We start from the raw sequence: 25,891 nt of genomic DNA on the forward strand, positions 1-25,891 counted from the left end.
GGGGGGGGGGGGGGTAACACACAATCAAAAAAAAGGTAAAATATGCTATTGGATAAATTACGTGGTATGGCGGTTTTTGCGAGCGTTGTTCAGCATGGCTCATTTAGTGGGGCAGGTAAAGAATTGGGCATCACCACCAGTGCCGTTAGCCAGCAAATCCGCTCATTGGAGCAAGATTTGGGCGTGGTTCTGCTACAACGTTCCACACGCAAATTTAGCCTAACAGAAGCTGGGGAAAGCCTATACAAATCCGCCCAACAAATCATTCATTCTGCCGAAGAAGGTCGCAACAAAGTAAGTCAGTTAAGGCATGATGTGTCAGGGCTGCTTAGGATTGCCACCTTACCGCAAATCGCTCATAAATATCTTTTGCCTGCTTTGTCTGGTTGGTTTGACGAGCATGAAGAATTGTCTGTACATTTTATTGCACTAAGTTGTAAGGTTGATATGATTGATGACCGAGTGGATTTGGCGGTGGTTTTAACACCACAACCAAGCCCAGAAAACACCGTCTTGACCGAAGTCAAACAAATGGTGCTTGCTTCACCAAAATACCTAAATGGTCGCACGGTGGATACATTGGACGATGTACTACAACACAATTTCATCACTTGTGGTAGCACGGACATTTTGGGCGTTACCAAAGATGACAAAACAGAGAACATTAAGGTCAATTCTAACATTTCTTCGGACCATTCCCAATTATCATTGGAATTGGCGATTGCTGGTTATGGTTTGGTAAGAAGCAATGAATTGGAAGCACAAGATGCCATTCGTGCAGGTTTGCTTGTACCTGTTTTGACGGATTATCATTTGCCCAATCTATTTTTGACCGCCCAAACCAACACCAAAAACCCGCCTGCCAAAGTGGTGCGTTGTATTGATATTCTAAAAGAATATTTCACCACCGCCCAAGCGATTTAATCACACAAACGCAAAAAGCCACTTTGATAAGTGGCTTTTTGTATGCTAACCGAACTTCAAAATTGTTATGGTTTTTGTTCGTGGTGAGCTTGTCAAACCATAACGGAAACTCACCCGCAGGCATAGCTTGGGGTGAACGGTTTTTGTACCAGTTTTTAGGTTCGGTTGGTATATTTATGGGTGTATAAAAGTTATTGTTTGACCGCTTCTACCTGAATATCCAAGCGAACATTTTTGGTCATACCCACGTCCACCAAATAGTTCATGCCCCATTTGGTGCGGTCAATCGTGGTGCTAAAATCACCGCCACACACTTGGGCATTTAACATGGGACTTTGGTAGCAATTGAATTTTTTGGCATACAAACGCACAGGATTGGTTTTGCCAAGCAAAGTTAGGTTGCCATCAACAGAAGTCAATTTGCGGGTTTTGCCTTTGCCTGTATAATTAAATTTGGTGGATTCAAAACGCATGGTTGGGTGTTGCTCAGCATTAAACAAATCGGCTGATTTGAGATGACCTGTAAATTCTGCTGAACCTGTTTGGAGCTTATCCACAGGAATGGTGATGTCCAGTTTACCTTGTCCACCTGCGGTATAGGTCATGTCGCCTGTCAAACCATAAAAACCACCAACATTGGTACTGGTGTTAAAATGGTCAATGGCAAAACGTGCATTGGTGTGAAATGGGTCAATTTTATAATTGTCTGCATAAGCCACACCAGATACAAGCAAAGACGCAACCGCCAGCGATGATAATAAACGTTTCATAAAAAAATCCAAATAAAAATATAAGGCGTATATCTTAACAACTTACCTCAACAAAAACAAGTAAGCATTAAGAAAAGTATCTTTTACTAGCAGTTAATCAAATACAACCGTTGCTCCATTTTCAATGGTGGCAAACAGACCCAAAGCGTCCCAGTTGGTAAGACGTACACAGCCTGCAGAAGATTGTTGGCTGATTTTTTCAGGTTCGGGACTGCCATGTATGCCAAAAGTGGGTTTATCAATACCAATCCACACACGCCCTACTGGATTGTTTGGACCTGCCGATATGGCGGTTTTTTTGTTGCTAAAATCTTTGTTATAGACAGGGTCAAGCACACGACTGGTTACTTGATATGTACCCTGTGGTGTACGTGCTAGATTGACTGTGGTGGGATAGGTAGCGGTTAGGCGGTTGTTTTCATCATAAGCATACAGGATATTTTGATCGCGTTTTACCACCACACGATGAATGGGAGTTTTGTTGGGTTCATAGGGATTATAAACCGTGATGGTATTGCCCGCAGTAATGACCACGCCTTTGTTGAGTTGTTTGAGCAAATCCAACGACATATGAAACCGCTCACCAATTGCTTCACTACCATTTTTGTAGGTGCTACGTCCTTTACTGTTCACCTTAATAAAATCTTGATCAACAATCTGATAACGCACAAGTACTGGCTGACGCATGAGTGCTTGGTTGGCGGTGAGTTTTGCCCATGTTTGAGCATTCATCTCATTACTGGTGGGCAGGTCATGCAACTGTTGAAATACGTGCATTGCCTTAATGGTGTTGAGTGTCATTTTACCATCTACAGCACCCACGCTGTGATGGTGCCAGTTTAGGAGTGCCTGAATCCGCATGATGACGGCTGGATTGTGGTTATCTTCTGGACCACGCCAAACCGCACTATTGACACTTTTGGCAAAATCGTCCAAATCTTGTGTGTTGTATATAATCTCATCAAACGCCATTGCCAATCGTGCATCAACCAAATCCATGCCACTAAAACGATGGCTGACACCAAACTCAGTGGTAGGCGATGTCGGCGTTGATGTCGGTGGTGGTACTGGCGATGTGGCTTGTGCAGGTTGGGGCAAAGACGGCACTGTTTGTGCATTATTATCATTCACAGATACCTCTGTCAAAACCACGGGCAATTCTTCTGTTGCAATAGCTGATGATTGTCTTGTACCAAAGTTCCAAGACAAGCCAACCACCAATCCAATTAATAATCCCGCCAATCCATAATAATGTGCCACGTTCATGATTTTTTCTCGGTGTACAATTTATTTATTTGAAGTTATTATATCGTCATGCTTGCCCAATCGCTTGCAAAAACAACTTGCTAAATTAGTTATTCTATCACACTCCATACAACAATCATAGAGATAAGCAAATAAAAAACAACACCCCATGACGGAGTGTTGTTGCACAAACTTGTTTAAACTAAGAAAAAATACGCCCAAGCCGTTACAATGGCAATAGAAACGATGTTTAAAATAAAGCCAACCTTCATCATTTCTTGTTGCTTGATATAGCCTGTTCCCATCACAATGGCGTTTGGTGGGGTGGCAACAGGAAGCATAAAGGCACAAGACGCCCCAATACCAATAATCATTACCAAAACTTCCTTTGGCAAGCCCAATTGTTCACCAATCGGCATAAATAAGGGAATTAGCAAGGCAGCCGAGGCGGTATTGGAAGTAAATTCGGTCAAAAAGATGATAAAGGTTGCAATTGCCAACAAAAGCAGTAAGGTTGGGGCAGTTGAGAGCATACTTGCCAAGCCTTCGCCCAAAACTTTGGACGCACCAGAGCTTTCCATTACCTTAGATAGAGCAATACCACCGCCAAATAACATCAGCACGCCCCAATCGGTATTGTCCGACACCTGTTTCCAATTGACAAGCCCCAATGCCAAAACCGCCACCGCCGCCAAAATCGCAATCACCGTATCAGGTGATTTAAAGCCAAAGGCTTCGCCCAACGGCTTACCAAAAATCCAGCAAACAGCCGTTAGCACAAAAACCAAACTGGCTAAGACTCTGGGCGTTGTCCAAGGAATGTCTTCTTTGACCATCTCAACTTTTTGTTTTAAATTGGGTTTTAAAAAGAAATACATTGCAAACAAGCAAGCAGGTAGTAGCACAAGCATCATTGGCAAGCCAAATTTCATCCAATCCAAAAACGACAAGCCAAGCGCTTTGGCGGCAATGCCATTGGGAGGCGAGCCAACGACCGCCCCAAGTCCGCCAATAGATGCCGAATAAGCAATGCCAAGCAGTACAAACACAAAGGTATTTCTATCTTTTGTGCTATCTATTTGGGTCAAAAGCCCCAAAGCCAGCGGTAACATCATCGCTGCGGTGGCGGTATTGCTAATCCACATTGACAAGCCAGCCGTGGCAATAAAAATTAGCGTAATTGCCACGCCCAAATGCCCTTTGGCAAGACTTACCAAGCCAAAGGCGATTTTGCGGTCAAGTTTTTGAGTGTGCAAAGTTGCTGCCAGTGCAAAGCCACCAAAAAAGACAAAAATAATGGGGTCAGCAAAAGTTGCCAGTGCCTTTGTGGTATCAAATTCAGGAATGCCAATCAACACCGCCAAAATCGGCACAAGCAGGGCAGTTGCGGTAATATGAATGGCTTCGGTTAGCCACAAAGTGCCAACAAATGCCAAAAGTGCCAAGCCCTTATTGGCATCATTGCCAAAGGGCAAAGTATTGTAAAGTATCAAAGAAACAATGGCAGAAATCGCCAAAATAATCAAACCCTTGCCCGTGCCTTTGGGAAAATTCCCTGATGGCGGCAAAACATCGCTATCACCCTTATAATCGGTTTCAAGCGACATATCCTTAGGAGTAATATGCTCACTCATAAAAAATCCTCAAAAAAAGTATAGAACACGCCATCACCAAACACTTTCCAATCGTATTTGACGACACTTGGCACATTCTATACACAAAATTACACAACATTATAATAACAGAAAAATATTAGGCTGAAAACAAATATTTTATCCATCATTGCAACGCCTGCACCACTTTCATACGCTCACCACCAAACAAATCCATGTCGGGGGCTAATGCCACCATAAAACGGTCAAAATAGAGCATTTGTTTGGTTAAAAGAGCAAAATCTTTGGGAAAATGAATACCGTGGCGTTTACCAATATCACCAAGTTCAAGCATAAAAGCATTGAGATTGTCGGTATCATGGCGTTGGTTACTTAGTAGTGTTTGTAAATCACTTGCCAAACACTTAGTATCCACTTTGACATGCGTCATACCAATCCCTGCCATCGCCTGTGCCATACCCTGATAGTCTCCTGCTTGCAAGGCTTGCACCAGATAAAAGCATGATTGTAGACTTTTTGGGTCAATATTTCCCACCAATCCAAAATCCAAAAAAGCAACCTTGCCATCATCAAGCCACATCACATTACCTGCGTGCAAATCGGCGTGAAATTTACCTGTCATGACAACGGACAAAAACCACGTATCTAGCACATCATTCATCACCCTCTGAGCTGTCATATCATTAAAATCAACATCAATCAAAGATTTGCCTTGCAAAAAATCCATAACCAACACTTTTTTGGTGGATAGGTTGTGATGGACGGTGGGGGCGGTGATTTTTTGGTTGCCAGTTTGTTCTAAAAAACGATGAAAATGCTCGATGTTAGCACTTTCTGCCACAAAGTCAGTTTCAGCATACATTCGTTCTTTTATTTCTGCCATGATGGGGGCAAGATTGACTGCTTTCATGGACGGCATGAGTTTTTCCAATGTCCAAAAAGTCCCATATAACACCCCCAAATCCGTCTGAATGATTGTTCCCACATTGGGTTTTTGCACCTTTAACGCCACCACTCGTCCATCTTTTAGTACCGCTTTATGAACTTGGGCAATGCTCGCCGAAGCAAGAGGTGTGGGGTCAATGTGCGAGAAAATATCATCGGTATCGCCCAGCTCATCTTGTAACACTCCCAAAATCATCTCAAAAGGCAAAGGTGGTGTCTTGTCCAAACATTCAGCAAAAGCATTGACATAGTCTTTTGGAAATAATGACGGTGTACTTGCAATAAATTGCCCCAACTTAATGTACGTTACTCCCAACTGCATGAACGTCTCTTTTAATAGATGGGCATCAGGCTTTTCACCTTTGGCAATGCGTAGGGCGGACAATCCTGCTACGCTGGCAGTTTTTTGGAGACGACCTGCGATGTTCAGACTTGTATTGACGGTTTTTTTGGCAAATTGTAGGGGGGATTTTTTCATAATGATTTGTAATGATTTAATGCTAATTTAGTGATTTTTATCAAAGCTGTAAACACACATGGTGAAATACACGCTTAACTTGATGGTTGTTTTTGATAACAAACAGGACAATCTTTACTTTGATGAAATTGCAATTTTTTTAGGGTTAATGTTTTGCCCTGCCATATCAATAATTGATGTTTGATGGGATTATGATGTCGCCCCAAAAAATCCAAAGCAATTTGGGCAGTCATTGAGCCAATGATATTTACTGTACTGGCTAAAACCCCTGTATTAGTGCAATTATTTTCATCGCCACGTTCATCACCAAATACGCATTGATAACAACCAGTATCAGGCTCAAACAAAGCAATCTGCCCAATCTCACCAATGGCAGAATTGGATAATAATGGCAAATGATTGTCAACACAGTACTGATTAATCACATCACGAATGGCAAAGTTATCGGTACAATCTATAACCAAATTTACCTTGTCAATCACATCAGCAATATTATCATGAGTGATTTTTTGTATGGTGGCATAAATTTTAATAAAAGAGTTGGTATTTTCTAAGATATGTTTGGCGGTTTGAGATTTGTACTTACCAACATCATGATGAGTAAATAAAACTTGCCTTTGCAAATTACTTTCATCAATCACATCATGGTCAATCAAATGAATGTATCCTACCCCCGCTCGTGCCAAAATCTGTGCCACAGGGCAACCCAATCCACCCACGCCAATGATGGCAATACTGGCATTTTTAAGATTAAGCTGTGCGGTAATATCCCAATCGTCCAATAAGATTTGGCGAGCATATCGCAATAATTCGCTGTCGGTTAATTCATCATATTTATTCATCATAAATCCCTAAGGTGATTCTATCATTCACCCCATAATCCTTGATGGTGCATATGTCAGTAAATCCTGCCATTTTAAAAATTGCCTGCACTGCTTGTCCTTGATTGTAGCCATGTTCCACCACGAGTAATCCTTTATTATATAGATAGTTAGGAGCATGATTGACAATATGAATGATGTCCGAAAGCCCTTCATTATCTGCCACCAATGCTGTCATGGGTTCATGGGTCAAATCGGCTAAATGTTTATCTTGTTTATCAATATAAGGAGGGTTTGAGACGATGATTTGGTATTTATTTGTTAGTGATAAAAACCAATTGGATTTCATAAATTGACAATTTTTTACTTGTAAGTTTTGTGCATTTAAACAAGCAATATTTAAAGCCTCCAACGAATTATCCACACCTACCACTTGCCAATTGGCAAGGGCTTTGGCAAGGCTAATGGCAATACAACCTGAACCTGTCCCCAAATCCAATATCTCACCTTTTGATAATTTTTTATCATCAATAAAATTCAATACTGATTCCACCAATATTTCTGTATCAGGGCGTGGAATGAGAGTGTGTTCATTAACTACAAATTCATGTCCAAAAAAATGCTGAGTACCAATAATATAAGCCAGTGGTACACTCTGTTGCATTTTGGCAATACCATTTTGTAGCTTTTGATATTCATCATCAGTTAGTGTGTATTCTTCATGAGTAATTAGAAATATTTTATCCTTATTTAAAATAAATAACAACAAACTTTCTAGCCAATGATGGGGTAATTTATCATTGGCAATTTTCCTAAAATATAATTTTAATTGTTTAATAGTCATCATTTTTTATCATCTGGCAATTGTAGAGGTATTTTTTTATGCACCATATAAATCAAGTACAAAATCGGTAAGCCAATAATAAAAGTAATCATAAAAAATTTCGGATAACCAATTTTATCAACAATCGCCCCAGAATATCCACCCAGTATCTTGGGTGATAAGGTCATGAGCGATGAAAATAGAGCATATTGAACCGCTGTAAAACGAATGGAAGTTAATGCGGATAAAAAGGCAACAAATACCGCACTTGCCAATCCTGATGCCATATTATCTGTCAGCACCGCCACATATAAAGACACGTCTTTTAACTCAACGTGGAACAATCTCTCTCCTAATAATGGCAATGAGACGATTTTATCCACCAACAAAACACCTGTTGGCGTATAAAAGAGCATGATGAATAATAAATTGGTAGCACAAGCCAATAATGCTCCTACAAACATGGCTTTCATTACACCAATTTTTTGGGCAATCGTCCCTCCAAAAAAACCCCCACCAATAGCAGCAATCACACCAAAAGTTTTGACGGCGGTGGCAATTTGGGATTTACTAAACCCCAAATCTTGATAAAAGATGTTGGAAATATTACCCACCACGATATCCGATATGCGATACAAGCCAATAAGAGCAAGGAGCATGAGAGCCTTTTTGCCATAGCGTTCAAAAAAATCAGTCAAAGGTCGTATCCACATTTCGTGAGCCACTTTTTTATCCACCACCCCAAACTGCACCAGCATAAAACCAGCACCAAATGCCACCACACCACTTGATAAAAAACGAGCCGAACCTATCATAAAACTCGCTAGCACATCATCAACTTTGGGCAGTACCCCACCCAAAAAGCGATAAGTAGCAATAAAACTAATGATGGCACAAATAAATACCAAAAGCAGTCGCAAATAATCAGACGTGGGGCGAAGTTCTTTTTTGGTGTAAAATTTGGGTTCTTTAATCACTAACGTGGTTGCTACCGCCACACCCATGATACAAGCCATGATGAGATAAGTTTTTTGCCATGCCAAATAACTATACATTTCTTTGGTTGAACCAAAAAAGTCCGCCAAATACAATGCCCCCGCCCCAGACACAATCATACCAATACGATAACCTGCCACATAAGTGGCAGATAATGCCGTCTGCATATCGCTTGGAGCAGACTCAATGCGATAAGCATCAATAGCAATGTCTTGGGTGGCAGCCGAAAAACCCAAAAGCACCGCCCCCATTGCCATAATTGCCAAATTTTCGCCTTGTGGGTTGGTCATCGCCATGATGATGATAGCCATTATCATCAAAATCTGACTAAACAGTAGCCATGCTCGGCGTTGTCCTAGCCATTTGGTGAGGATAGGTAAAGGGAGCGAATCTGCCAAAGGCGACCAAATGAATTTAAAAGAATAACCAAGCCCCGCATAGCCAAACATCGTAACCGTTGAACGCTCAATGCCCGCCTCACGAAGCCACAGCCCCAAACTACTCAAAAGCAACACAATTGGCACGCCTGCTGAAAAGCCCAAAAATAACAAAGAGAGAGCTTGGCGATTAAAATATGTGATGGCAAAGGTACGAAAAGCGGAATTGGATGTAGTCATAATGGCAAATGAAAATAAAACAATCCGTCATTTTAGAACAAAATCACACAGATAAAAAGGGGGTAGAAGCCCATTTTATCAAAATAAATCAGACTTATTGTTATTTTGATGAAAAAGTGATTTATTTATTGCTAAATTATTACCATATTGTAAATAATATTATAAACATATAATGTTTCCCAATACCATTCTGTAAAATATATGTTATAATAAAAGAACATTTGTCGTATCATCAGCAAGGTTTACCATCATGATATCCTACCCCATCGCAATCAGCCAGCAAGGTCAGTATTTTCATGCCCAAGTGCCTGATTTGCCTCATGTTGAGATTATGGGTGATAGCATCATTGATACGATAGCCAAAGCCCGTGACGCCATCGCCGAGCACCTCCAACAACTCATCAATGACAACCAATCCATTCCAAATCCCCACACCATCAGCACGCACGTTGCAAACCCTATTTATGCAGGGTGTACTTGGGCGATTGTGCGTATTGATGCCCAAAACTTCAAAAGTGAAACACCGCCTATCAGCGTTCAGATTCCCCACACGCTACACCAAAAAATCCTGCAACATCTTGGCAAAGACAAAGCCTCCCAAATAGAACTTGAACAATTCATCATTCAACTCATTTTAGAACACATCACTCCCAATCCTTGACATGAGCTGTCATCATCTGTCCTATATTCCAATTTGGCATTACTTGATGAATATTTGGCATTTTGTTTTTTTGGAGACACTTTTATAATACCCACATTCATTTCACCCCAAAAGGCAAAATGTATGGCGATTGACGTTATCATTAACCAAAAACACCTACAAATCCAACTCAAACAACTAGAAACCGTTTGGCACACAGTCGTCAATGGCTACAACCTTTCTCAGGCTGCCGAGTTGCTACACACCAGTCAGTCTAGCCTCTCCAAACAAATATCTGCTCTTGAAAATCAGCTTAAAGCGGACGTGTTTACTCGTCAAGGCAAACGCCTAACGGGGTTAACCCCCATTGGTAAAGCACTCTTGCCACACATTGAGGCGATTTTTGCAGAGATTCGCACCATTGAAAATATAAGTCTTGATTTTAACAATGCCCAAGAAGGCACACTCATCGTTGCCACCACGCACACCCAAGCCCGCTATGTGTTGCCCACCATTGTCAAGACATTTCGTGAAAAGTTTAGCAAAGTTAATCTGGTACTTTCCCAAGCCGACCCCGAAAGTATCGCCAAAATGGTCATCAGAGGTCAGGCGGACATTGGTATCGCCACCGAAAGCCTACTCAACAACAACGTCCTGCGTTGCCATCGCTACTACGACTGGTGGCACGTAGTCATCGTTCCCAAAGAGCATGAGCTTGCCAAATTTGCAGGCGTGGTAGACGGCGTGGATTTGCCAACCTTAGCCAGCTATCCGATTGTTACTTATCATGGCGGATTTACGGGCAGAAGTGCGATAGACAAAACCTTTGGTAAGGCAGGTTTTAACCCTGATGTGGTACTCTCCGCCCTAGATTCAGACGTGATAAGTACCTATGTCTCAGCAGGGCTTGGGGTGGGCATCATCGCTGAAATGGCATACGAACCTAAGCACTATCCTGATTTGGTTGCGATTCCCATCACCCATTTTGGGCGATTCACAAGCTGGATTGCGGTGCGTGATGATAGTGATATTCGTAAATTTGGGCAGGAGTTTATCAAACTGTGCCAAAATCAGTTTGATAAAAAATAACTTATTTTTCCAAAACACGCTTATTTGTCGTATAATAAGCGTGTTTTTTATTTTTTGGATATATCATGACTACCGACCACGATTTTACCAACCCAAATATCCTACCCACTGGCACACCCCAAGGGCAATCCGCCATGCAAAACCCCAACCCTGCCCACACCGAACAAGCCACAGATACTCAAAACCGTTATTCTGAAAATGTGGGCGAAACCACTCATTTTGGCTACCAAACCGTGAATGCTCATGACAAACAAGCCAAAGTTGCCCAAGTCTTTACCTCCGTTGCCACCAAATATGACATCATGAACGACTTGATGAGCTTTGGCATACACCGCCTTTGGAAACGTTTTGCCATTAAAATGAGTGGCGTACACAGAGGACAGCACGTGCTAGACATCGCAGGGGGTACAGGTGATTTGGCAAAAGTGTTTAGCCGTGAAGTTGGTAAGTCAGGACGTGTGATACTCTCCGACATCAACGAAGCGATGCTAGAAGTCGGTCGCACTCGCCTTATCAATGCAGGGTGCAACAATGTGGATTTTGTGCTTGCCAATGCCGAAACGCTCACACCCTTTGATGATAACTCATTTGACCTAGTTACCATCAGCTTTGGACTGCGTAACGTTACCGACAAACAAAAAGCTCTAGAAGCCATGTACCGTGTACTAAAACCGGGTGGGAGATTACTTGTACTAGAATTTAGCAAACCTGTGTTTGAACCATTATCAAAAGCCTATGATTTATATTCTTTTACCGCCCTGCCCCTTATGGGAAAGATTGTAGCAAATGACGCTGACAGTTACCAATATTTGGCAGAAAGTATTCGTATGCACCCCGACCAGACCACCCTAAAAGCCATGATGGAGCAAGCAGGATTTATCAACTGCGATTATCACAACTTAACAGGGGGTATTGTGGCGGTACATCGTGGATTTAAAAAACGCTAACGTATGTTTGCATATTCCATTTTTTAACACATCAATCTAAAAATACACGCCCTATTTTTTGTGTTAAAAAGTGGTCAAAATGATGGGCGAATCATCATTCGCCCCCACACCAAGCTCAACAACCTTAAATCCATTTTACCAAAACCATGCTCATTTCCTACAAAAAACGCCTATTTGACCTATACCGCATTTGTGCCAAATACCGCCTAGATACGCACCTATCAGATATACCAGAATTTGCCCCTTTGGTACGGCTCATTCGCTTGCACCCAGCCAGTCTTGGCAAATCACACAATCCACTTGGGGTCAAACTTGCCTTTGAGGAAATGGGGACGTTGTTTTTAAAACTTGGGCAACTACTCTCTACTCGCTCGGATTTGCTTCCACCTGACATCATCTCTCAGTTGTCTTTATTACAAGATAAAGTTGCTCCTTTTGATACAACGGTACTAAAAGCTGAAATTGAAAACCCAAAAACAGGACTGGGTCAATCCGTTGGCAATTTATTTAGCCGTTTTGATGACAAACCGCTCGCCGCCGCCAGCATCGCCCAAGTGCATACCGCCTGCCTGCCTGATGGTCGTGAAGTGGTCGTTAAAGTCGTCCGCCCTGATATCAAACCTGTTATCATCAAGGATTTTGAGCTACTAAGAGAATTGGCAAGCCATCTGTCGGCTCGCATGGAGAGTGCCAGAGCCATTCACCTCATCAACATCGTGGAAGATTACCGCCAAATCATGCTTAATGAGCTAGATTTGACATTAGAAGCAAATAATGCCACTCGCATGAGAGATAATTTCACAGGTTCATCACTCATCTATGTACCAGAAGTCTATATGGCGAGCAAATCTGTCATGGTATCAGAGCGGATTTTTGGTATGCCGATTTCACAGACGGATAAATTTGACGCATTAGGTTATGACCGTGCCACCCTTGCCAAAAATGGTTTGACGATATTTTTTACCCAAGTATTTAGAGATAACTTTTTTCATGCTGACATGCACCCGGGCAACATCTTTGTGGAGACCCTACCCAATGGTCAAGCGGTGGCAAGCCCTCGTTATTTGGGGCTAGACTGTGCGATTATGGGTCAGCTTGCCCCCAACGACCAGCTCATCGTCGCTCGTATGCTCCTGTCGGTCATGAATGGCAACTACACCACGCTTGTGGATATCATCAGTCATGCAGGCTGGATACCACCGTCCACCGATAAACACGCCCTCATTGCCGACATGGCTCGCACCGTGAGCCCTATGGTATCAAAACCCATGAGTGAACTTGATTTTGCAGGGATTTTGTTTGAGGTGCTAAACATCGCTCGCCGTCATCAGATGAGCATACCACCACAGCTTATGCTACTGCTTAAAACACTCGTTCATGTAGAGGGATTGGGTCGTGAGCTATATCCAGCCTTAGACATCTGGTCGCTTGCCAAGCCGATTTTGACCGATTGGGTCAAATCCCAACTAAATCCCATGCGTCATCTGGACGATTTTTATGATCAATTGCCAGAACATCTCTTGTCCGCCACCGATTTGCCCAAACTTACCACCCAAAGCATTCAATCGCTTGCCATGCTAGGCATGCGACAAGACAAACAACTTAGAGAAATCCAAGCCCTAAGAGCCGATTTTTTAAACCAAAAACGCCACGACTGGATAGCGTTGGGGGGATTTTTTGGGCTTGTTGCCATTGGTTTGACCGTGCCGATTTGGTGGGTGGGGGTGATGTTTCATCTTATGGCAATGGGGGTGATACTTTGGCGTGTATTGGTTTAAGCTATACCTCTCATCTTGCATACAAACGCAAACTGTCAAAAACATCTGCAACTCACTTGTCAGGCAACTACCAAGATGGTGTTACAAGTTAGGCTGGGTATAAATTAAAATTTAGGGTGATTTTACAAATCAAATATCGTGTGTATAAAACTCAAAATACACCACATTAGGTTTTCCATTATGGTTTGACAAACTTACCAAAAACAAAAAACCATTTTATCCTTTGACTGGGTTTGGGACGAACAGTTTTATTGGTTTTTATACCAAACGAACTTAAAATATACAACAGATTGCAGGGGGGTGAATTGCAATTTACCCCCTACCGCCAAAAATAAATTTGTAGTACTTTTAAGATGGTTTTGGTATAAAGTTAAATTGTTATAAAACTAAGAACTGGTGGCAAATTACAATCTGGTCATTTTAGTATGCTTTGGCTTTAACATTCACTACCCTTACTTAAATTGAGTCAGTTTTAAAAATTAAAAAGATTATGTTAAATAAATTACCAAAACCTATGCCAAATTTACCAAATTTTACCGTTTTATCTTAGCTTTATCTTGGAAATCTTGCTAAAATACTCTGTCATTATTTTAATTCTTATAACTATATCATGTCTTTATTTAGCTATTTTGAAAACCGCCTAGACACCTATCCCAATACACCCCTGCCCGCCACCAAAAATGGTTTATTTGCCTTTTTGTGGGCGTGTACCGAAGGAGCGAGAGCTTGGATTTTTATACGCATCACGCTTTCGGTACTGCTTGGTGTGTTTAGCTCCATGCTATTTGCATGGGTAGGCGATGTGGTGGATTGGCTAACTATCTATACACCTGACACACTATGGCAAGAAAAAGGAGCAACCATTACGCTGATTTTGGGGCTTTGTGTACTGTCAATTTTTGGGGAATTTTTTGGCAATTTGGTGCGTTTTCAGACCTTACAAGGCGTGCTACCCATGCGACTGCGGTGGTGGTTTCATAAACATATGTTGGGGCAATCCCTACAATTTTACCAAGATGAATTTTCAGGGCGTGTCTCTGCCAAAGTCATGCAGACTGCCCTATCGGTACGTGATACCATCATGACCATGGCAGAGATGATGTCGTTTGTGTCGGCATATCTGATTACCAGTGGCGTGATTTTGTTGGGGCTTGATTTTTGGTTATTTTTGCCGTTTTTGGGTTGGCTTTTGTGTGTAGTGGTGATTATGAAAGTATTTTTGCCACGCCTGCGTCAGACCGCAAGCGACCAAGCCGATGCTCGTGCCTTGATGACAGGGCGAGTTACGGACGCTTATGCCAACATCAGTGCCGTCAAGCTATTTAGCCATTCACAGCGTGAACTCACCTACGCCAAATCAGCCATGGGCGAGTTTATGGATACCGTCCACGCCCAAATGCGGTGGGTGTCACTACTGGGTACGACCACCGAAACATTATCGCTGTTGATGATTGTTGGTAGTACCGCAATTGGCGTGTATCTGTGGAGTATAGGGCAAGTTACCGTTGGCGGAATCGCCATTGCAAGTGGTATCGCCCTGCGTCTAAAAGGCATGATTCAGTGGATCATGTGGGAAACAGCAGGTTTGTTTGAGCATATTGGCACTGTCCAAGACGGCATAAAAACACTCACCACACCTCATGCTGTGGTTGATAAAGATGATGCAGGTGAGCTTGTGGTTCATGCAGGTGATATTTGTTTTGACCATGTGCGATTTAATTATGGACGTGGTGATGACAAATTGGCGTTGTTTGATGATTTTAATCTACACATCAAAGCAGGTCAAAAGATAGGGTTGGTGGGGAGAAGCGGTGCTGGCAAATCAAGCCTTGTCAATCTGCTACTGAGATTTTATGATGTTGATGGCGGTCAAATCACGATAGATGGACAAGACATCAGCACCATAACCCAAAACTCCCTACGCACCCAGATTGGCATGGTAACTCAAGACACCTCTCTACTACATCGCACCGTACGAGAAAATGTCGCTTATGGTAAACCAAACGCCACAGACGAGGAAATCATTGAGGCATGTAAAAAAGCTCATGCATGGGAATTTATCCAAACCCTAGAAGACAAACATGGCAATACAGGACTTGATGTACAAGTCGGTGAACGAGGCGTCAAACTCTCAGGTGGTCAGCGTCAGCGTATCGCCATTGCTCGGGTCATGTTAAAAAATGCCCCCATTTTACTCCTAGACGAAGCAACTTCTGCCCTTGACAGTGAAGTAGAACACGCCATCACCCAAAGTCTAGATGATATGATGACAGGCAAAACCGTCATTGCCATCGCCCACCGCCTATCCACCATTGCAAGCCTTGACAAACTTGTCGTCATGGACAAAGGTCAAATCATTGAAATGGGCAGTCATGACGAACTCATCGCACAAGGGGGCATTTATGCCAACCTGTGGGCAAGACAATCTGGCGGATTTTTGGGGGAAATAGACGGATAATTGTTGGTGGTGATTGCTATGAATAATGTCAATATATTATTTCCTGTATCCGTATTTTTTCTATTCATCATTTATTTTATGTTTAATCCGCATAAATATGAAAAAACCGAATATGGATTAGCATACAAACATGAGATGTTTAAATCACAAAAACATTACATGGAAAAAATCACCAAAAATATCACTCACACGCCAGACAAATCAGAAATCAACCGACCTACTGGTATATACGTCATTTATTATTATGACAATTTTAGCATGAATGATATTGAAATCATCAAAAATAACGCCAAAAATCTTGGTTGGAAAGACATTGCGTTACCACATGAAGAAAATATCATTCACGCTTCTTGTAATGGTAATATGGCTTTTAATATGTATCAAGATAAACAATTAAAAATCGCCATTTCTTGGAGAAAACATGACCATTATTGCCAATGATTAAAAACCTGATTGTAAAGGAAAAAAAACCATGTACCCCTTTTTACGACTTGCCAAAACCCTAACCAAAAGCTCACTTGCTTTTAAAAATGGCGAAAAATTAAACTTCACCGACACAAGTGAATTTCATTTTATCGCCAACATCAATGATATTGACAACTTTTTAGAAATGAACAACGGTCGTATTTTTACGTTGTTTGATTTGGGGCGGTTTGATTTTGCAATACGCACAGGGCTTGGCAAACAACTCATCAAAAAACGCTGGGGATTGGTGGTGGCAGGCAGTACCATTCAGTACCGTAAACGCATTCGTGCCTTTGATAAAGTTACCATCAAAACTCGCATTTGTGCCATTGAAGGTCGCTGGTTTTATATTGAGCAAACCATGTGGGTCAAAGATGTATGTACTTGTCATGCTTTGCTACGTACTGCCGTTACCAACATCAAAACAGGTAAAACCATTGATAGTCAAGTCGTTCTAGATTCTATCGGTTATCATGATGTCAACCTACCTCCCGATGAATGGGTGCAGGCGTGGATTGAGGCGGACAAATTACGCCCCTACCCCCACTAATCCATCTCATCAAGAATATTTATCATAAATTACAAAAATACATATATTTTTATATATTATATATATTACAATTTATGTCAAAATGTGTTTTAATACACTAATTTTTTAAAATTTGAGAGTGCTTATGACCACAATCGCCCTAAACACGCCTGATTTTGTCAAACACCAAACCATCATTGACTGGGTTGCCGACATTGCCAAACTCACCAAACCTGCTCGCATTGAGTGGTGTGATGGCTCACAAGAAGAATATGACCGTCTTATCCAGCTCATGATTGATAACGGCACAATGATTAAGCTAAACCAAGAAAAACACCCAGATTCTTACCTAGCATTTTCTGACCCATCAGATGTGGCTCGTGTTGAGGACCGCACTTTTATCTGCTGTGAAAAAGAAATTGATGCTGGCAAAACCAACAACTGGCAAGACCCCACCAAAATGCGTGCCACTTTGAACGACAAATTTGATGGCTGTATGGCAGGTCGCACCATGTATGTCGTACCTTTTTCTATGGGTCCTTTGGGCAGTCATATCGCCCATATTGGTATTGAGATTACCGACAGCCCTTATGTGGTTGCAAGTATGCGTAAAATGGCTCGTATGGGCAAAGCGGTGTATGAGATTTTGGGTGCGGACGGTGAATTTGTACCCTGTGTACACTCCGTTGGCAAACCATTGGCAGATGGTGAAAAAGACGTAGCATGGCCATGCAATGACGAAAAATACATCGTGCATTACCCAGAAACTCGTGAAATCTGGTCATACGGCTCAGGTTATGGTGGCAACGCCCTACTGGGCAAAAAATGCCTAGCCCTACGCATCGCTTCTGTCATGGGTCGTGAGCAAGGTTGGCTTGCTGAACACATGCTTATTTTAGGCGTAACCAACCCACAAGGTAAAAAGCACTATGTCGCCGCCGCTTTCCCATCTGCCTGTGGCAAAACCAACTTCGCCATGCTCATTCCACCAGCAGGCTATGAAGGCTGGAAAGTTGAGACAGTAGGCGATGACATTGCTTGGATTAAACCATCAAAAGATGGCAAGCTCTATGCCATCAACCCAGAAGCAGGCTTTTTTGGTGTTGCCCCTGGTACAAACACCAAAACCAACTCCAACTGCATGGCATCACTTTCTCATGATGTGATTTATACCAACGTTGCCGTTACCGAAGATGGCGAAGTATGGTGGGAAGGCAAAACCAAAGAAGTTCCAGCCAACCTCATCAACTGGAAACGCCAAAAATGTGATGGTAGCGAAAAAGCCTCGCACCCCAATGCTCGTTTTACTGTATCAGCCAGTCAATGCCCATCAATTGACCCAGATTGGGAAAATCCGGCGGGCGTACCAATCTCTGCTTTCATCTTTGGTGGTCGCCGTGCCGATACCGTACCACTCATCAGCGAAGCTACTGACTGGCTAGATGGCGTGTACAAGGCATCAACCATGGGTAGTGAGACCACCGCCGCCGCAGTTGGTCAGCAAGGCGTTGTCCGCCGTGACCCATTCGCCATGCTTCCCTTTGCAGGCTACAACATGGCAGATTATTTTACTCATTGGCTAGAAATGGGTGAAAAAGTCGGCAAAATCGCAAACGAACATGGTAACAGCCTACCCAAAATTTTTAACGTCAACTGGTTTAGACGTGATAAAGATGGCAACTTCGTTTGGCCAGGCTTTGGGCAAAATATGCGTGTGCTAGAATGGATCATCAATCGCTGTGAAGGCACCGCCAATGCAGTAGAAACCCCTATCGGACTTGTGCCTACCTACGAAGATTTAAACTGGACAGCATCTGATTTTAGCAAAGAAGACTTTGAATTGGTAACTTACCAAGACAAAGCCGAGTGGGAAGCTGAAATTGCTAGCCACAAAGAACTGTTTGACAGACTCGGCGAGCGTATGCCACAGGCTTTGATTGAGAAACAAAAAGTGTTGCTAGAAAAAATCAAAGCAGAGATGTAATTTTTTTAAGAGAATAAAAAAAACCGATATAAGAAATTATGTCGGTTTTTATTTAAATAAATCACAAGTAAATTTATACAAATGAACCACAAATTTTATCATTTTTATTTCATCATAGCGTTTATTTTATTATCAAGTGCCTGCTCAAAAAACTGTAATGATGATTTGTCTTGTGAAATTACCAATCAACCATTGGAAGATAAATTATCCTTATTAACCCTAAATTCATTTCCTGACAATCTTGCCAAAAAACCGCTCTATTGGTCGCCAGAATCAAAAACTTCATTTCCAAAAATTATTAATTTGCCTTATATTTATATTGCAGATAAACAAGGATTGTGGGTGCGTTATTCCGAAGAAATCGCCGATGATTATTTAAATACGGATTATTATTTAGATAAAACCGCACCAGCAGGTTATGTGTACGAAGAAAGGTCTGTTGAACAACCAAAACCTGAAAATGTTTATTCTTATGGAGAATGGAATATTCAATTAAAAAGTCAAGACAATATAATTTATCAACAAAATATTCATGACCTAACTCGATTGGATATTTCAGGATTTAGTTTGCATAGTGAACGTGGCTCTACCCACCTTTTTCCAAATAACGTTCAAGAACATTTAGCGACATTAAAATCACTACAAATAAAATTACCCCAATATGCTTTTCCTGAACAGCAATTAAATACCACTCCATCAGCAAGCACCAATCAAATTGACGTGAATAATCTACCAACTTTTTCTGGCAATCAAGTTTGTAAGACGCTTAAAAATCATACTTTTGAATGGAAAACACAGCAAGGTAATCACATTATTAGATTTAACCCACTCAACCAAAATGAAACTAGGGCTATTTGTGGACAAAAATTTAATGCCATTTTGGTACAACATAAAGAGGAAAGTTATCATGGGTATTGTCGTGATACAAATCGCATTAGTGTTTATTTGATAAACTCACAACAACCTTTTTCAAAATTGGAAAAGTATTCTAGCGAAGAATTTTATCTAAAAGATGGATATGCATTAAAAGATGTTGTTGCCTATCGTATTTATGCACAAGAATTTCATTGGTCTGATGAATATGCCAAATGGCAGAAAAATAAACCAAGAGAACATTTATGGAGATTTAATGTTCAACTCTATGACAAAAAAGGTGAAACGATAAATTATTTTTGTTCATCATTTCCCTATGAACCGATTGATAAAAATACCTTACCCACTCCAAATCAATAGAGTGTTGTTTGTATTTTATATATTAAATTTGGAGCAGGACAATCATGTCATCAAAAAAACCTATATTTAGCCCCTACTTTGCATTTGGTATTTGTGTATTATATTTTGTTTTATTAAATATTGTACAACTCATCACTTTATCGGTGGTAGGATTGTTTTTTTATGATACTGATGATTTGCCACAGCTTATCCAATTATCATCACAAAACGGCTTTGTGGTTGCTTATTCAATATTTTTTACAGCGTTATTTTTCATCATCATTTCACCATTAATTATCTACTTTTACACCAAAAACCATCACATCACCAAACAATTTTTTGCCATTCGGTTATTTTCTATACGTCAGTTATTTTATGGGTTATTTTTATTAACCATCATGCTCTTAATTAGTGAAATCTTAACCAGTTTACTAAACAAAAATCACCTGTCATTTTTAGATAATCTTATTAATACAAACAATCAGTTTTGGCTAACGACTGCCATTGTTATTATTTCACCTATTTATGAAGAAGTTTTGTTTCGTGGTATGATGTATGGTACAATTGCTTACATCGCACCCAATCAAGGTACAACCCTAAAAACATTCAGTCATCATCAATGGGCAGGATTATTCATCAGCAGTATTTTGTTTACTTATGTGCATTTGCAATATGACTGGTTTGGCATGATGATTATTTTTTGTTTGGCACTATTATTTGGGTATGTGCGGATAAAATACGGATTATTATTGGCAATCCTCTTGCACATCACCAATAACGCCATCGCCATGATAAATTATTTGTATTTTTGATTTGAAATTTACAAACGTGCCACCATTTTGTATAATACACGTCCAAATGACCACAAGCGAGATTTCATGAGCGAACACCACACTTCCCTACCCGCACTCATTCAACTTGGCAAAGAGCAAGGTTATCTCACCTATGCTGAAATTAACGACCAAATACCAGATTCTGTTACTGATAGCGACCAAGTAGAAGACATCATCGCCATGCTGACAGACGTGGGTATTCCCATCTATGAAACCGCACCTGACGAAGACGATATTTTACTTGCCGATTCTGGTAGCGACGATGACATGGCAGTAGACGAAGCAGTGGCGGTACTCGCCAGTGTAGAAACCGAACCTGGTCGCACTACTGACCCTGTGCGTATGTATATGCGTGAGATGGGTACGGTAGATCTGTTATCCCGAGATGGTGAGATTAGTATCGCCAAACGTATCGAGGAAGGCACTCGTGAAGTCCAACACATCATGGCGTATTGGCCCGGTACGGTCAAATTTGTCCTAGAAGAATATGCACAAGTGGCAACAGGTGAAAAGAAAATCTCCGACATCATCACAGGCTTTTTGTCCACTGATGATGGAGACTTTGAGCTCAAAGAAGAGACTGAGTTAGACCTAAAAACAAGCCCAAGCAATCCCACCAACGATGATCTTGATGACGATGATAGCGACGACAGTACGTCTATGGACGGCGATGTTGATGATAGCAGTCTTGACCCCGAAGAAGTGCGAGTACGTTTTGAAGAAATCCAAGAGTTATTTTTAAAACATCAAAAAGCCGTTGATAAATACGGTCGTACTCACCAAAAAACCAAAGATACCGCTGATGAGCTAGCTTCTCGCTTTATGCTTATCAAACTCAACAATCGTCTGTCTGACCAAATCATGACACTCATGCGTGAAGTCTATGATGATGTACGAGCAACCGAACGCCAAATCATGCGGTTGGTGGTCAGACGTGGTAAAATGCCTTTGGAAGAATTTAAAAAAACGTTCCCTAGTAACGAAACCAATACCGAATGGCTCTCTCACCGCATTGAGGGCAAGCCTGCTTTCGCCCAAACCTTAGAAAAAATCCTACCAGACGTGGTGGCTCTGCAACAAAAAATCCTAACTCACGAACAAAATCTCAAAATGGAAATTCGTGATATGAAAGCGGTAGCTCGTCAGATGGCAATCGGTGAAGCCAAAGCTCGTCGCGCCAAAAAAGACATGGTAGAAGCCAACTTACGTTTGGTGATTAGTATCGCCAAAAAATACACCAATCGTGGCTTACAGTTTCTTGACCTTATCCAAGAGGGCAATATCGGTTTGATGAAAGCGGTGGATAAATTTGAATACCGTCGTGGTTATAAGTTCTCCACTTATGCCACGTGGTGGATTCGCCAAGCCATCACCCGCTCTATCGCTGACCAAGCTCGTACGATTCGTATCCCTGTACACATGATTGAGACAATCAACAAAATCAACCGTGTCAGTCGCCAATTGTTACAAGAAATGGGGCGTGAACCCACACCAGAAGAACTGGGCGAACGTTTAGACATGGATGAAGCCAAAGTCCGTAAAGTCCTAAAAATTGCCAAAGAACCCATCTCAATGGAAACACCCATCGGTGATGATGAAGACAGTCATTTGGGCGATTTTATTGAAGATAGCACCATTTCTAGCCCTGTGGAAAGTGCTACCGCCGAAGGCTTGCGTGAGGCAACTCGTGAAGTTTTAGACAACCTAACCGAGCGTGAAGCAAAAGTACTAAAAATGCGTTTTGGTATTGACATGGCAAGCGACCACACACTTGAAGAAGTTGGCAAAGAATTTGATGTAACCCGTGAGCGTATTCGTCAAATTGAAGCAAAAGCTCTACGTAAACTTCGCCACCCATCTCGTTCAGAGCATTTACGGTCATTTTTGGAAAGTGATTGATATTCCACAAATCTCAACAAAGGTTTTGAAACATAAAAGAAAACGGCATTATCCAATGATAATGCCGTTTTTTAATAAATTATGGTAAATTCTATTCAAAAACCAACAAAGGTTTTTTGTTCATGGTGAGCTTACGAATCATAACGAAAAACCACCCTACCCTTTGGCTTGGCTTGGGCGAACGGCTTTTGTATGATTTTGATGTGGATTAAACATAGAATACATGTATAAACCATAATTGATAAGTATAAACTGTTATCAATCAGTTGTTAAGTTTATTGTTTAGGATGTAGAAAACCCCCAAATTAAAAAATTTGGGGGTTTTTAAAATTTGGAGCGGGAAACGAGATTCGAACTCGCGACCCCAACCTTGGCAAGGTTGTGCTCTACCAACTGAGCTATTCCCGCTTGTTAGTGTTTGCTTTATGAGTGCGTATTATACGCTATTTTTGCCATGCGTCAAGCATTTTTTGCAAAAAATTTTAAAAATTTTATTTTTTGGCAAAAATTTCTGTCATCCACACACCAATATCCTTAATTTGCTCCATACACACCTGATGTGCCATGGCGTAGTTATGGTATTTAGGCTCCATACCACGTTCTAGCAAAGCGGTTTTGGCACGTACCCCCAAAATCTCTGGCACAGTATCATCATACTCACCATGATGGATAAGGACAGGCAATGCTTTATCTGACACACTAGTAACTTGCTCGGCAGTAGCGAAGTAAGTGGACAACGCCAACAAGCCTGCAAGTGGCTTTTTACTTGTTAAGGCATGGTGATATGCCACCGCCCCGCCCTGTGAAAAGCCAGCAATGATGATATTTTGGCTAGGTACGCCTTGGCGGATTTGCTCATCAACAAGTTTAGCAATTTTATCACCAGACAAGGCAATCTGCTCAACATCTACCTTACGGTCAATTGACCGCTCCAAAATGTCATACCACGCTGGCATGACATAACCACCATTAATCGTAACAGGAATGGACGGAGCGTGTGGAAACACAAACCGCACCGCCAGATTATCAGGCAATCCCAAATGCGGCACAACAGGCACAAAATCATTGCCACTCGCCCCAAGCCCATGTAGCCAAATCACGGCTTTATCAATGGGTTGGTTTAGGGGGTTATGCTCAACAATTTCACAAGACAACAGTTTACTCATCACATTCCCCAATCAACGCTCTAAAATACAAGTTACGCCTTGACCGCCTGCCGCACAAATACTAATCAATGCACGACCGCCACCCTTTTGAGCAAGCATTTTGGCAGCACTAGCAATAATACGCCCACCTGTGGCAGAAAATGGGTGTCCTGTGGCAAGGCTACCACCATTGACGTTGAGTTTGGTGCGGTCAATCGCCCCAAGCGGTTTGTCTAACCCTAAGCGATTTTTACAAAATTCTTCACTCTCCCATGCTGACAAAGTGGCTAATACCTGAGACGCAAAGGCTTCATGAATTTCATAAAAATCAAAGTCTTGTAAGCCAAGTCCTGCTTTGGCAAGCATTTTTGGCACAGCATAAGCAGGAGCAAGGAGCAAGCCTTCGGTCAATCCTTGTTTGCCAATAAAGTCCACCGCCGAAGTTTGTTGGTAAGTCAAATATGCCAGTGGTTCAAAGCCATACTTTTTCGCCCAATCATCACTCGCCAATAGCACACACGATGCTCCATCTGTCAATGGTGTAGAGTTGCCTGCGGTCATGGTAGGATTGGCATTCTTTTTACCAAATACAGGTTTTAAGGTGGCAAGCTTTTCAAGTGTGGTATCAGCACGCAAATTATTATCACGCTCCAAGCCCTTATAAGGAGTTATTAAATCCTCAAAAAAACCACTTTCATAAGCACGATGTAGATTTTGATGGCTGTTAAAAGTCAGTTCATCTTGAGCAACACGAGTAATCTCCCATTCTAGGGCGGTGATGGCTTGGTGTTCACCCATAGACAGACGAGTGCGTGGCTCACCATTTTGGGGTAGGGCAATCAACTGCTTAGGATTAATCGTAGTCAAAGCGGTCAATTTATCTTTGGGCGTTTTGGCGTTGTTTAAGCGAAGAAGTGGTTTACGCAGTCCTTCACCCAGTGCAATCGGTGCGTCCGATGTCGTATCTGTCCCGCCTGCAATACCACTCTCAATATGCCCAAGTGCGATTTTGTTGGCAACGGCAAATACCGACTGCAAACCTGTACCACACGCCTGTGAAATGTCATAAGTTGGCACAGACGGTGGTAAATCAGTATTTAAGGTTGCCTCACGGGTCAAATTCAAATCACGACTATGCTTTAACACCGTGCCTGCCACCACTTCACCAATTTCTTTGTTGGCTAGGTCAAAACGCTTAACAAGTCCGTCCAACGCTGATGAAAGCATGTCAATGTTGCTAGCATCTGCATAAGCTCCATTAGAGCGTGCAAAAGGAATGCGGTTGCCACCAATGATGGCGACTTTTCTAATTTGAGTCATAAAGGTATCCTTATAAGTTTACAATTGTTCTTTAAGTAAATGATTTTACTTGGGTTATTGTCTAGCTTATCACTATTTTTAGAGAAAGGCAAAGGATTTTCAAATCCCCTATTTTTGATGTCAGCATAAGTTTATTTTATAAAAAATTGATTATCATCTAACAGTATGCCAAAGCTAGGTTTTTGAATTTAAAAAAACAACGATGGTTTAACTTTTCTCATCTTTACTCCACGAACGGTTTTTTTTACTCACTAAACCATAAAACAACAAGGTTTTAGGGACAAATTATAATTTTATTCTTACGGGCAATTACCAATTTTGTATCATTTTTAAAGTCCTTTTGGTAACTTTTTTATAGTC

The 25,891-nt window shown here is 41.5% G+C and carries 21 protein-coding genes and 1 tRNA gene; 12 read left to right on the top strand and 10 right to left on the bottom strand.

The annotated features are described in order from the left end of the window. Nucleotides 1-42: 42 nt before the first annotated feature. On the top strand, nucleotides 43-924 hold the full coding sequence (locus tag MOB01S_RS00810) for a LysR family transcriptional regulator (protein WP_066800182.1): 882 nt from the start codon (nucleotides 43-45) through the stop codon (nucleotides 922-924). Nucleotides 925-1,115: 191 nt separating this feature from the next. Here the strand turns inward: MOB01S_RS00810 and MOB01S_RS00815 are convergent, their stop codons facing one another. From MOB01S_RS00815 to MOB01S_RS00845, 7 genes are all read right to left on the bottom strand, one after another. Continuing rightward, nucleotides 1,116-1,694: a YceI family protein gene (locus MOB01S_RS00815; protein WP_066800185.1), complete on the bottom strand. Its 579-nt coding sequence runs from the start codon at nucleotides 1,692-1,694 to the stop codon at nucleotides 1,116-1,118. 93 nt (nucleotides 1,695-1,787) lie between these two features. Further along, a complete protein-coding gene (locus MOB01S_RS00820; RefSeq protein ID WP_066800188.1) occupies nucleotides 1,788-2,960 on the bottom strand; it encodes a L,D-transpeptidase family protein in 1,173 nt (390 codons plus the stop codon). Nucleotides 2,961-3,136: 176 nt separating this feature from the next. Continuing rightward, nucleotides 3,137-4,573, bottom strand: coding sequence for an SLC13 family permease (locus MOB01S_RS00825; protein WP_066800190.1), 1,437 nt, complete (start codon nucleotides 4,571-4,573; stop codon nucleotides 3,137-3,139). 145 nt (nucleotides 4,574-4,718) lie between these two features. Beyond that, nucleotides 4,719-5,975, bottom strand: coding sequence for an ABC1 kinase family protein (locus MOB01S_RS00830; protein WP_066800193.1), 1,257 nt, complete (start codon nucleotides 5,973-5,975; stop codon nucleotides 4,719-4,721). 74 nt (nucleotides 5,976-6,049) lie between these two features. Continuing rightward, complete coding sequence (locus MOB01S_RS00835; RefSeq protein ID WP_157073854.1) at nucleotides 6,050-6,820, bottom strand: HesA/MoeB/ThiF family protein; 771 nt, start codon at nucleotides 6,818-6,820, stop codon at nucleotides 6,050-6,052. After that, nucleotides 6,810-7,640, bottom strand: coding sequence for a peptide chain release factor N(5)-glutamine methyltransferase (gene prmC / locus MOB01S_RS00840; protein ID WP_084349558.1), 831 nt, complete (start codon nucleotides 7,638-7,640; stop codon nucleotides 6,810-6,812). The genes MOB01S_RS00835 and prmC overlap by 11 nt, the downstream gene beginning before the upstream one ends. Further along, nucleotides 7,640-9,232 carry an AmpG family muropeptide MFS transporter gene (locus tag MOB01S_RS00845; RefSeq protein WP_066800202.1) on the bottom strand — a complete coding sequence of 531 codons (1,593 nt, stop codon included), beginning with the start codon at nucleotides 9,230-9,232 and terminating at the stop codon, nucleotides 7,640-7,642. Before MOB01S_RS00845 ends, prmC begins: the two co-directional genes overlap by 1 nt. Before the next feature lie 250 nt (nucleotides 9,233-9,482). On the opposite strand from MOB01S_RS00845, the gene MOB01S_RS00850 reads away from it, so the two are divergent. The 11 genes from MOB01S_RS00850 to rpoD all read left to right on the top strand — a co-directional run bounded on the left by MOB01S_RS00850 (nucleotide 9,483) and on the right by rpoD (nucleotide 23,066). Next, complete coding sequence (locus MOB01S_RS00850) at nucleotides 9,483-9,893, top strand: type II toxin-antitoxin system HicB family antitoxin (protein ID WP_066800205.1); 411 nt, start codon at nucleotides 9,483-9,485, stop codon at nucleotides 9,891-9,893. A 123-nt stretch (nucleotides 9,894-10,016) separates the two neighbouring features. Then, a complete protein-coding gene (locus MOB01S_RS00855; protein WP_066800208.1) occupies nucleotides 10,017-10,961 on the top strand; it encodes a LysR substrate-binding domain-containing protein in 945 nt (314 codons plus the stop codon). Between the two features lie 65 nt (nucleotides 10,962-11,026). Then, nucleotides 11,027-11,908, top strand: a complete 882-nt coding sequence (ubiE, locus tag MOB01S_RS00860; protein WP_066800212.1) for a bifunctional demethylmenaquinone methyltransferase/2-methoxy-6-polyprenyl-1,4-benzoquinol methylase UbiE — start codon at nucleotides 11,027-11,029, stop codon at nucleotides 11,906-11,908. 146 nt (nucleotides 11,909-12,054) lie between these two features. Further along, on the top strand, nucleotides 12,055-13,686 hold the full coding sequence (locus MOB01S_RS00865) for an ABC1 kinase family protein (protein WP_066800214.1): 1,632 nt from the start codon (nucleotides 12,055-12,057) through the stop codon (nucleotides 13,684-13,686). Between the two features lie 610 nt (nucleotides 13,687-14,296). Next, nucleotides 14,297-16,144, top strand: a complete 1,848-nt coding sequence (locus MOB01S_RS00870) for an ABC transporter ATP-binding protein (protein ID WP_066800218.1) — start codon at nucleotides 14,297-14,299, stop codon at nucleotides 16,142-16,144. An 18-nt stretch (nucleotides 16,145-16,162) separates the two neighbouring features. Continuing rightward, nucleotides 16,163-16,585 (top strand): hypothetical protein, encoded by a 423-nt coding sequence (locus MOB01S_RS00875; protein WP_066800221.1) that lies wholly within the window; start codon nucleotides 16,163-16,165, stop codon nucleotides 16,583-16,585. Nucleotides 16,586-16,616: 31 nt separating this feature from the next. Then, nucleotides 16,617-17,159, top strand: coding sequence for an acyl-CoA thioesterase (locus tag MOB01S_RS00880; RefSeq protein WP_066800224.1), 543 nt, complete (start codon nucleotides 16,617-16,619; stop codon nucleotides 17,157-17,159). 124 nt (nucleotides 17,160-17,283) lie between these two features. Further along, a complete protein-coding gene (locus MOB01S_RS00885) occupies nucleotides 17,284-19,122 on the top strand; it encodes a phosphoenolpyruvate carboxykinase (GTP) (RefSeq protein WP_066800227.1) in 1,839 nt (612 codons plus the stop codon). An 81-nt stretch (nucleotides 19,123-19,203) separates the two neighbouring features. After that, nucleotides 19,204-20,355, top strand: coding sequence for a hypothetical protein (locus MOB01S_RS00890; RefSeq protein WP_066800230.1), 1,152 nt, complete (start codon nucleotides 19,204-19,206; stop codon nucleotides 20,353-20,355). Between the two features lie 44 nt (nucleotides 20,356-20,399). Continuing rightward, a complete protein-coding gene (locus tag MOB01S_RS00895) occupies nucleotides 20,400-21,146 on the top strand; it encodes a CPBP family intramembrane glutamic endopeptidase (protein WP_066800233.1) in 747 nt (248 codons plus the stop codon). 66 nt (nucleotides 21,147-21,212) lie between these two features. Beyond that, on the top strand, nucleotides 21,213-23,066 hold the full coding sequence (gene rpoD, locus MOB01S_RS00900; RefSeq protein WP_066800236.1) for an RNA polymerase sigma factor RpoD: 1,854 nt from the start codon (nucleotides 21,213-21,215) through the stop codon (nucleotides 23,064-23,066). Nucleotides 23,067-23,398: 332 nt separating this feature from the next. On the opposite strand, the gene MOB01S_RS00905 is transcribed toward rpoD, so the two are convergent. The 3 genes from MOB01S_RS00905 to MOB01S_RS00915 form a co-directional block, all read right to left on the bottom strand. Then, nucleotides 23,399-23,474, bottom strand: a tRNA-Gly gene (locus MOB01S_RS00905). Between the two features lie 83 nt (nucleotides 23,475-23,557). Then, entirely contained in the window at nucleotides 23,558-24,232 is a 675-nt protein-coding gene (locus tag MOB01S_RS00910; RefSeq protein ID WP_066800239.1) for an alpha/beta hydrolase, read from the bottom strand. A 12-nt stretch (nucleotides 24,233-24,244) separates the two neighbouring features. Then, nucleotides 24,245-25,531 (bottom strand): acetyl-CoA C-acetyltransferase, encoded by a 1,287-nt coding sequence (locus tag MOB01S_RS00915; protein WP_066800242.1) that lies wholly within the window; start codon nucleotides 25,529-25,531, stop codon nucleotides 24,245-24,247. Between the last annotated feature and the right edge of the window lie 360 nt (nucleotides 25,532-25,891).

It is taken from the genome of Moraxella oblonga NBRC 102422 (assembly GCF_001598275.1).
Classification (GTDB): Bacteria; Pseudomonadota; Gammaproteobacteria; order Pseudomonadales; family Moraxellaceae; genus Moraxella; species Moraxella oblonga.

What these genes read in the sequence shown, in the direction of transcription:
- MOB01S_RS00810 (WP_066800182.1), top strand. Translation starts at nt 43, where the DNA reads ATGCTATTGGATAAATTACGTGGTATGGCGGTTTTTGCGAGCGTTGTT.
- MOB01S_RS00815 (WP_066800185.1), bottom strand. Translation starts at nt 1,694, where the DNA reads ATGAAACGTTTATTATCATCGCTGGCGGTTGCGTCTTTGCTTGTATCT.
- MOB01S_RS00820 (WP_066800188.1), bottom strand. Translation starts at nt 2,960, where the DNA reads ATGAACGTGGCACATTATTATGGATTGGCGGGATTATTAATTGGATTG.
- MOB01S_RS00825 (WP_066800190.1), bottom strand. Translation starts at nt 4,573, where the DNA reads ATGAGTGAGCATATTACTCCTAAGGATATGTCGCTTGAAACCGATTAT.
- MOB01S_RS00830 (WP_066800193.1), bottom strand. Translation starts at nt 5,975, where the DNA reads ATGAAAAAATCCCCCCTACAATTTGCCAAAAAAACCGTCAATACAAGT.
- MOB01S_RS00835 (WP_157073854.1), bottom strand. Translation starts at nt 6,820, where the DNA reads ATGATGAATAAATATGATGAATTAACCGACAGCGAATTATTGCGATAT.
- prmC (WP_084349558.1), bottom strand. Translation starts at nt 7,640, where the DNA reads ATGACTATTAAACAATTAAAATTATATTTTAGGAAAATTGCCAATGAT.
- MOB01S_RS00845 (WP_066800202.1), bottom strand. Translation starts at nt 9,232, where the DNA reads ATGACTACATCCAATTCCGCTTTTCGTACCTTTGCCATCACATATTTT.
- MOB01S_RS00850 (WP_066800205.1), top strand. Translation starts at nt 9,483, where the DNA reads ATGATATCCTACCCCATCGCAATCAGCCAGCAAGGTCAGTATTTTCAT.
- MOB01S_RS00855 (WP_066800208.1), top strand. Translation starts at nt 10,017, where the DNA reads ATGGCGATTGACGTTATCATTAACCAAAAACACCTACAAATCCAACTC.
- ubiE (WP_066800212.1), top strand. Translation starts at nt 11,027, where the DNA reads ATGACTACCGACCACGATTTTACCAACCCAAATATCCTACCCACTGGC.
- MOB01S_RS00865 (WP_066800214.1), top strand. Translation starts at nt 12,055, where the DNA reads ATGCTCATTTCCTACAAAAAACGCCTATTTGACCTATACCGCATTTGT.
- MOB01S_RS00870 (WP_066800218.1), top strand. Translation starts at nt 14,297, where the DNA reads ATGTCTTTATTTAGCTATTTTGAAAACCGCCTAGACACCTATCCCAAT.
- MOB01S_RS00875 (WP_066800221.1), top strand. Translation starts at nt 16,163, where the DNA reads ATGAATAATGTCAATATATTATTTCCTGTATCCGTATTTTTTCTATTC.
- MOB01S_RS00880 (WP_066800224.1), top strand. Translation starts at nt 16,617, where the DNA reads ATGTACCCCTTTTTACGACTTGCCAAAACCCTAACCAAAAGCTCACTT.
- MOB01S_RS00885 (WP_066800227.1), top strand. Translation starts at nt 17,284, where the DNA reads ATGACCACAATCGCCCTAAACACGCCTGATTTTGTCAAACACCAAACC.
- MOB01S_RS00890 (WP_066800230.1), top strand. Translation starts at nt 19,204, where the DNA reads ATGAACCACAAATTTTATCATTTTTATTTCATCATAGCGTTTATTTTA.
- MOB01S_RS00895 (WP_066800233.1), top strand. Translation starts at nt 20,400, where the DNA reads ATGTCATCAAAAAAACCTATATTTAGCCCCTACTTTGCATTTGGTATT.
- rpoD (WP_066800236.1), top strand. Translation starts at nt 21,213, where the DNA reads ATGAGCGAACACCACACTTCCCTACCCGCACTCATTCAACTTGGCAAA.
- MOB01S_RS00910 (WP_066800239.1), bottom strand. Translation starts at nt 24,232, where the DNA reads ATGAGTAAACTGTTGTCTTGTGAAATTGTTGAGCATAACCCCCTAAAC.
- MOB01S_RS00915 (WP_066800242.1), bottom strand. Translation starts at nt 25,531, where the DNA reads ATGACTCAAATTAGAAAAGTCGCCATCATTGGTGGCAACCGCATTCCT.